Source organism: Pseudomonas sp. UBA6310, from assembly GCF_002438225.1.
In the GTDB taxonomy this organism is placed as follows: domain Bacteria; phylum Pseudomonadota; class Gammaproteobacteria; order Pseudomonadales; family Pseudomonadaceae; genus Pseudomonas_O; species Pseudomonas_O kuykendallii.
This window is the reverse complement of record NZ_DJTK01000070.1, coordinates 36,870-44,525: the sequence shown is the minus strand read 5'-3', so window position 1 is coordinate 44,525 and position 7,656 is coordinate 36,870. Positions and strand designations below refer to the sequence as shown.

Below are 7,656 nucleotides of genomic sequence, written 5' to 3'. Positions count from 1 at the left end.
AGCCAGTCGTCCACCGCCATCAGCTGGGCGCCGTACAGGCGGGCGAAATCCGGGTAGACGCGGGTCTCGCCGGGTAGCGCCAGCAGGCGCCGGGCGCGCCACAGGCCGAGCGGGCTGGGCACGCCGAGCTCGCAGCGGACGAAGCTGAAATGCCCGCGTACCCGTGGGCGCAGGCGATAGCCGAATGAGCTGATTTCGCCCGGGCGCAGCTCGACGGTCTGCGGCAGCGCCTCGAAGGCCAGTCCGTCCGGCACGTGATCGAAGACCTCGACCCGCAGCGGCCGCGCATGATCGTTTGCCAGTTCCAGGCGTACTTCCTCGCTGCGGCCCAGCGGCAGGTTGCCCGGCAGGCGCCGTTGCAGGCGCGGCGAAGGGATGCGGCGCAGGCGCCAGGCATCGACCGCGGCGAAGGCGCACAGCGCCAGCAACGCGCCCCACCAGAGCCGATGCAGCGGCGCCGGCACGGCCACGCCAAGCGCATCCAGCGCGCCGAGCAGCAGGGCGGCGGCGAAGAGCGTGGCGACGAGCGCCAGCAGCCTGCGCGAAGGTTTCATCGTGAGGTGCTCATAGGCGCGGGGCCGGAACCTGTTCGAGCAGTTGCAGGAGGACCTGGTCGACCGACAGCCCTTCGATCTCCAGCTCCGGCGACAGCCGCACGCGGTGGCGCAGCACGGCCAGGGCGCAGCCCTTCACATCGTCCGGAATGACGAACTCGCCGCCGCGCAGCAGCGCACGGGCTCGCGCGCCGCGCACCAGCGCGAGCGAGGCGCGCGGCCCGGCGCCGAGGCTCAGGCCCGGCCAGTTGCGGGTGGCGCGGCCCAGGCGCACGGCGTAATCGAGCACCTGCTCGTCGAGCGGCAGATCGCTGGCGATCTTCTGCAGCGCGAGCACGTCCTTGGCTTGCAGCAGGGTGCGCAATGGCGTGACCTCGAGCATGTCGGCGCGGGCCGAGCGGGTCACCTGGCGGACCATCTCCAGCTCTTCGCCGGCATCCGGATAATCCATGCGCAGCTTGAGCATGAAGCGATCCAGCTCCGCCTCGGGCAGCGGATAGGTGCCTTCCTGCTCGATCGGGTTCTGCGTGGCCAGCACCATGAACGGCTGCGGCACCGGCAGCGCCCGGCCTTCGAGGGTCACCTGGCGTTCCTGCATGACTTCCAGCAGCGCCGCCTGGGTCTTGGCGGGGGCGCGGTTGATCTCGTCGGCCAGCAGCAGGTGGGTGAACACCGGGCCCTTGCGCAACTTGAACTGCTCGCTGGCGAGGTCGTAGACGGCGTGGCCGGTGACGTCGCTGGGCATCAGGTCGGGGGTGAACTGGATGCGCGAGAATTCGCCGCCGAAACAGCGCGCCAGCGCCCGCACCAACAGGGTCTTGCCGAGGCCGGGAACGCCCTCGACGAGCACGTGGCCGCCGGCGATCAGCGCGGTGAGCACGTCGTCGATCACCTCGCGCTGGCCGATCACGGCCTTCTGCAGTTCGTGGCGCAGCGCCTGGGCCAGCTGGATCGCGCGCTGGCGCTGCACTTCAGGGCTGGAGCCGCTGGCGGCGGGCGTTGCGCTGGGTTGTTCCTGATCGCTCATAGGGCATTCCTGAGGGTTTGCAGGTGGGCTACCTGGCGGGTGAAATCGGCGGCGGAGAGACGTTTGTCCGGCACCGGACGCATCGCCTGGCTGACGTGGCCAGGCGGCAGGCGACTGAGTCGGCCGAGCGTCTGCCACTGTTCGGCGACGCCGAGACGTTCGAAGCCGGGATGACGGCGGCGCGCGCGGCGCTGGATATCCTGTTGCAAGTCCTGCAGCAGGGTGCGCTGGCCGCTGCGTCGGAGCAGGAAATCGGCACTGCCGCGCAGGTGCTCCTGCAATTGCCGGCGCGATGGCGCGGGCAGCGGCTGCAGCGGGCCGCTGCGCTGGCCGACGTGCCAGAGGCCCAGAGCGAGCAGCAGCGCGAGGGCGGCCAGCGCCTCCGGGAAATACCTGCCGAGCAGGCTGGCGAGGTTGTCACGATCGGCGCGGTAGAGCAGGGTGACGGCGCTGTCCTGGGTCAGGTACCAGAGCAGCCAGGTGTTGTCGTACTCGCCGATCTTGCCGTTCTGCCAGATCCAGGCGTCGGTGACCACGCTGATCAGGCCTTCGCCGTACTGCAGTTGCAGCAGGTGCGTGGTCCGGGCGCTGTTGGCCCAGGCGTGGGCGCGGTTCTGCGAGTCGTACAGGTGGAAGTCGGTGTCGAAGCCGATGTAGGCCGGCGCCTCTTCGTTCTCCAGGTAGAGCTTGGTCAGCTCCGGATAGGCATCGGCGTCTTCGGATTCCGCTTCCTGCTCGGGCTCGGCCTCATCGGGCGCGGCGTTCTCGGCGGGCTTCTCCAGGTCCTTGCTGCGCAGTTGCTGGATACCCAGGCGATCTAGCAGCAGGTCGCCGCTCTCACCCTTGTCCTCGTCGTACAGGCGCTCGGCGACCACCAGCAGGTGTCCGCCCCTGGCCGCCCATTCCAGCAGCCGTTCGTTCTGCCGCGGCGTGATGCGGTCGCGCTCGCCGAGCAGCAGCAGGGTCTGCCCGACGCTGGGCAGGTCCGCCAGCCGTTCCAGGCCATCGGCGCGCTGTACCTGCAGGCCACGCCCGCGAAGGAAATTTTCTGCGGCGAGGTAGGGATTGGCGGCGACTTCCGGAGCTGGCCCCTGTTTGACTTCTTCCTGGTAAGGCGTGACCCGCCCGAGCAGGTAGATGGCCAGCAGGCCAAGCACCAGTACGGTCGCCGAGATGAGGTAGAACAGCGGGCGCCGTTTCATCTCGGCACTCCGGGCCCGAAAAGCTGCCGCCAGCCCTGGCACAGCTCGTCGCGGCTGGCGGGCGGCGGGGGCCGGTGGCCGTAGGCGAGGTTCTGCCAATGGCGGGTCAGGCGGCTCGCGTAGGCGCTGAGGTCGTCCTGATAGAGTTCCTCGACCAGTTGCAGCACTTCACCCTCTGTGTGCGCGCTTTTCAGCGGCAGGCGGAACTCGCCCAGCAGGCGGCTGAGCAGCGCGCGGTAGAGCAGGCCCAAGGCTTCACGCGGCTGTTCGTCCCAGAGGCGTTCCACGCTGCCGGCGACGTCGTCGGGCAGGCTTTCTGGCGTCACCTGCAGGCCGAACAGCACGGCCGGGCGCTCCTGCGCGACGCGTTGTCGTTTTTCCCGCCCCGTGGCGAACAGCGTCAGCCATTCGCGGTAGCGCCACAGCAGCAGGCCGATCAGCCCGAACAGCGCGGCCCACAGCAGCACCTCCAAGAACAGCGCGATGCCGTCGATGCGCTTCCAGAACTCCGCGAGGTGGAACAGGCCCCTGAGCAACTGCCCGAGCGACTCGACGTCGCCGCGGTCGGCGTCCTTCTGCGGGTCGTCGCCAAAGCGCCAGCGGGTGACGGTCTGGCGATTCTCGAAGGGCGGCGAATCGAGCAACTGGCCGATTGCCTCGCGACTGGCCTTGCTGGTCAGCGTCTGTTGCTGCAGACGATCGGCGTCCGGCCCCAGCGGGTCGGCCTCCGGCAGCGGGCAGATGGCCGCGGGTGCGTCTTGCGCCCAGCTGCGTTCCACTGGCTGCACCAGCAGCAGGCCCAGGCCGATCAGCAGCGCGTAGGCGACGCCGCCGAGCCGCTGGCGAATGCGGCGGAATACCAGCTCGATGTCCCAGGCTTCCAGCGCCGTGCGGCGGTTCAGGTAGAGGCTGAAGCCGCAGGCGACGTACACCGGCTCCCAGACGATCAGCGCCAGCGCGTAGAGCAGGTTGGACAGGTGATCGAGCCACAGCCAGTTCCCGGCGTCGGGGGAGATCAGCTTCTGCCAGTCGAGGTCGATGCTCATCTGTTGCGGCAACAACATATAGAGGGCGGTGACCAGGCCGAGCCAGAGGGCCATTTCCAGGTGAACGCCGACGATGGTCAGCCAGCTCGCCGCGCCGGTATCGCGCTGGCCGAGGACCACCAGGCGCTGATTGCGCGCGGCGCCGGAAAGCCCTTCGAGTTGCAGCACCGGCAGGTCGAAGCTGCGCGTCGGGCTCAGCCGGCGCCAGGTCAGGCTGGCGATCAGTTGCGGCTTGAGCAGGCGCGGGAAGGCGCGCAGCGCCTGGCCGAGGCTTGGCGTGTCGCCGAATAAGGCGCGCGAGAGGATGTACAGGGGCAGGCGCTCGAACGCCGGCTTGAGCAGCCAGAAGGCGAACATCGCCCAGCTCGGGTACTCCCACAGCAGCAGCGTGAGCAGCGCCAGCACCGGCAGGCTGATCAGCGCCCAGCTGGCCATCAGCAGGCCGGCGTGGCGGCGCGCCAGCAGCACGCCGAGGTCCAGCGCCTCCCAGGCGCTGCGCGGACGGATCGCTACGCTGGCGTCAGTCAGGCGCATGGCGGCGTCCGACCAGCAGGAAATAGGCGAGCACCAGCGCCCAGAGCGCGGCGCCGACCGTGTATTTGACGGTCGGCGTGGTGTAGGTCATCGACGACCAGTAGGCCTCGATGAACGCCGCGATCAGCAGGAACAGGATCACCCCGCCGACCAGTTGCACGCTGGTGCGGGCGGCCTGGCGCAGCGCTTCGCCGCGGGTCAGCCGGCCCGGCGCCAGCAGCGCCCAGCCGAGTTTGAGCCCGGCGGCGCCGGAGAAGGCGATGGCGGTCAGCTCGAAGGCGCCGTGGCCGATGACGAATGACCAGAAGGTGTGGATATAGCCGATCTCGGTCAGGTGCCCGGCCACCGCGCCGATGGTCAGCCCGTTGAAGAGCAGGAAGAACAGGCTGCCGAGGCCGAGCAGCAGGCCGCTGGCGAACGTCTGAAAGGCGATGCCGATGTTGTTCATGATGTAGAACCCGAACATCGCCCAGTCGTCGCTGGAGCCTCGTTCGCCGAAGCGGCCCAGGCGGTGCGCGTCCGGGTCGTACATCGACTCCATGTTCTGCACCTGGTCCGGGTCCATCAGGCTGTAGATCAGCTCGGGATAGAAATAGGTCAGCAGGCCCATGCCGATCAGGCTGCCGAAGAACAGCCCGAAGGCCAGCGCCACGCTGCGCCACTCGGCACGCACCAGGCGCGGGAATCCGCCGAACAGAAAACCCAGCAGGCGGGCGCCGAGTTGGCTGCGGTGGCGATAGAACTGCTGGTGCCCACGCATCGCCAGCTGTTGCAGCTGCTCGATCAGGTGCGGGCTGTAGCCGCGGGCCTGGGCCAGGGCGAGCTGCTGGCAGAGCTGCCGGTAGGCGGCGGCGAAACCCTGGCAGTCCTCGCGCGAGGCCTTGCCGCGCTCGAGCGCGTCGAGCCCGGCGGCGAAGCGCTGCCATTCGGCCTGGTAGCGGTTTTCGAACAGGCTCTGCTTCATGCCGAACCCAACAGGCCGTGGGCGATGCCGTTGATCCGCGCCTCGGCCTGTTCCGGCGACACGTCGAGCGGTTCGGCGAGGATCGCCGCCAGCTCCGCGCGTCGGGCCGCGGACAGGCCGCCCTGGCGTTCGGCGAACTCCAGCAGCGCGCGCTGTTCTTCCAGGCTCATCGCGAAGGGCGCACGCAGCGGTTCGGCAGCGGTCAGTGGCGGGCGTTCGGCGGGGCGTTCGCGGTAGATCACCAGGGTGCCGGCGGCGATGTCGCCGAGGCGCTTGAAGCCCCGGCTGTTCAGGCAACTGAGGATGCCGAGGGTATAGCCGAACGGCAGGATATCGGCGAAACGCAACAGGTTGCGGGTCAGCGAGGCACCCCAGCCAACCGGGGTGCCATCGTCGTGGACCACGCGCAGGCCGATGATCTGCTTGCCCGGCGAGCGGCCCTGGTTGAGTACCTCGAAAAGAACCATGTACCACCAGGTGACGAGGAACACCAGGATCGCCCCAAGGCCCATGCCGAACTGGCCGAGGGTGAACAGCAGGACGAACATCACGCCGAGGATCAGCCCGCGGATGGCGAGGTCGATGGTGAAGGCCAGGGCGCGTGGCACCAGGCTGGCGGGGCGCAGGATAAGGTCGATGCCTTCGGGCGTCTCGATGCGCAGCCGGGTATCCAGGGGCGCGGCAGGCGGTGCCGGAGGGGCGTAGCGGACGGCGGTCGAGGGCATCGGTGAACCAGGGCGGAGAGGCTGGGGCATGCTAGCGACCCGGCGTGGTGCCCGGCAAGCATGACGCAACGGCGAGGCTCTGGCGCGGCGGTGCTAGACTCGCGACGCGCCCCCCACAAGGAAGACTCCGTGAGCTCCAGCATCTTCTGGTACGACTACGAAACCACTGGCATCGACACGCGCCGGGACCGCCCGCTGCAGGTGGCCGGCATCCGCACCGACGAAGCGCTGGTGGAGATCGACGAACCGCTGAATCTTTACTGCCGCCCCAGCGAAGACATCTTGCCGCATCCTGCGGCGTGCCTGATCACCGGAATCACGCCGTCGGTGTTGCGGGAAAAGGGTCTGGGCGAAGCCGAGTTCATCACCCGTCTGCACCGCGAGCTCTCGCTCCCCGGAACCTGCGTCGCCGGCTACAACAGCCTGCGCTTCGACGACGAGGTCACGCGCAACGGCCTTTACCGCAATTTCTTCGACCCTTATGCCCGTGAGTGGCAGGGTGGCAACAGCCGCTGGGACCTGATCGATCTGGTGCGCACCGCCTACGCGTTGCGTCCCGAAGGCATCCAATGGCCGCGGGAGGACGGCCGGGTGACGCTCAAGCTCGAACGGCTGACCGCCGCCAACGGCATCGACCATGGCCAGGCCCACGACGCGCTGGCCGACGTGCGCGCGACCATCGCCCTGGCGCGGCTGATCCGCGAGCGCCAGCCGAAGCTCTACGACTTCCTCTACCAGTTGCGCAGCAAGCAGCGCGTGCACGAACAGATCCAGCTGTTGCAGCCGCTGGTACATGTCTCGGGGCGCTTCGCCGCGGAACGCAGCTACCTGGCCGTCGTGCTGCCATTGGCCTGGCATCCGAAGAACCGCAATGCACTGATCGTCTGCGACCTGCAGGCCGACCACCTGCCGCTGCTCGAACTCGACGGCGAGGCCCTGCGCCAGCGCCTCTATCGGCGTCGCGATCAGTTGGCCGAGGGCGAGTCGCCGGTTCCGCTGAAGCTGGTGCACGTCAACAAGTGCCCGGTGCTGGCGCCGCTCAAGGTCCTGCGCGACAGCGACCGCGAGCGCCTCGGTGTGGACCTCGAGGCCTGCATGGCGCGCGCCGCGCAGCTGCGCGAGCAGCAGTCGCTGTGGCGTGACAAGCTGCCGCTGGTGTATGCGGAGGAGTCGTTCCCGTCCTGCGACGATCCCGAACAGATGCTCTATGACGGTTTCATTGGCGATCGCGACCGCCAGTTGTGCGAACGCGTGCGTCGCGCCGATCCGCAGCTGCTGGCGGGGGAAAACTGGCCGTTCGACGACCCGCGGCTGCCCGAATTGTTGTTCCGCTATCGCGCGCGCAACTTTGCCGAAACCTTGTCCGGCGAAGAACAACAGCGCTGGGCGGAGTTCTGTCGGGCCCGGCTGAGCGCACCCGAGTTCGGCGCACCTAATACGCTGCCGGCGTTCGACCAGGCACTGCACGAGTTGCAGGCCAGCGCCAGCCCGGAACAACAGTCGCTGTTACGTGAGTGGCAGGATTATGCGCAGGCCCTGCGTGTGCGCTGGGGATTGTGAAAGGCGTTGCGGAAAAAACGGACCAATAAAAAACGCCGGCAATT

Annotated in this window: 6 protein-coding genes and 1 pseudogene; 1 reads left to right on the top strand and 6 read right to left on the bottom strand. The window is 68.5% G+C overall.

Annotated features, from left to right (window positions below):
* The 6 genes and pseudogenes from B3E91_RS17360 to B3E91_RS17335 form a co-directional block, all read right to left on the bottom strand.
* A pseudogene (locus tag B3E91_RS17360) lies at window positions 1-554 on the bottom strand (DUF58 domain-containing protein); the annotation flags it as partial.
* A 10-nt stretch (window positions 555-564) separates the two neighbouring features.
* Complete coding sequence (locus B3E91_RS17355; protein WP_287030714.1) at window positions 565-1,581, bottom strand: AAA family ATPase; 1,017 nt, start codon at window positions 1,579-1,581, stop codon at window positions 565-567.
* Window positions 1,578-2,783, bottom strand: coding sequence for a DUF4350 domain-containing protein (locus B3E91_RS17350; protein ID WP_287030713.1), 1,206 nt, complete (start codon window positions 2,781-2,783; stop codon window positions 1,578-1,580). The genes B3E91_RS17355 and B3E91_RS17350 overlap by 4 nt, the downstream gene beginning before the upstream one ends.
* Window positions 2,780-4,363 (bottom strand): DUF4129 domain-containing protein, encoded by a 1,584-nt coding sequence (locus tag B3E91_RS17345; protein WP_287030712.1) that lies wholly within the window; start codon window positions 4,361-4,363, stop codon window positions 2,780-2,782. The genes B3E91_RS17350 and B3E91_RS17345 overlap by 4 nt, the downstream gene beginning before the upstream one ends.
* Entirely contained in the window at window positions 4,350-5,327 is a 978-nt protein-coding gene (locus tag B3E91_RS17340; RefSeq protein ID WP_287030711.1) for a stage II sporulation protein M, read from the bottom strand. Before B3E91_RS17340 ends, B3E91_RS17345 begins: the two co-directional genes overlap by 14 nt.
* On the bottom strand, window positions 5,324-6,052 hold the full coding sequence (locus B3E91_RS17335) for an RDD family protein (RefSeq protein ID WP_287030710.1): 729 nt from the start codon (window positions 6,050-6,052) through the stop codon (window positions 5,324-5,326). The genes B3E91_RS17340 and B3E91_RS17335 overlap by 4 nt, the downstream gene beginning before the upstream one ends.
* 129 nt (window positions 6,053-6,181) lie before the next feature.
* Here B3E91_RS17335 and sbcB point away from each other — a divergent pair, with 129 nt between their 5' ends.
* A complete protein-coding gene (gene sbcB / locus B3E91_RS17330; protein ID WP_287030709.1) occupies window positions 6,182-7,612 on the top strand; it encodes an exodeoxyribonuclease I in 1,431 nt (476 codons plus the stop codon).
* The last annotated feature ends 44 nt before the right edge of the window (window positions 7,613-7,656 follow it).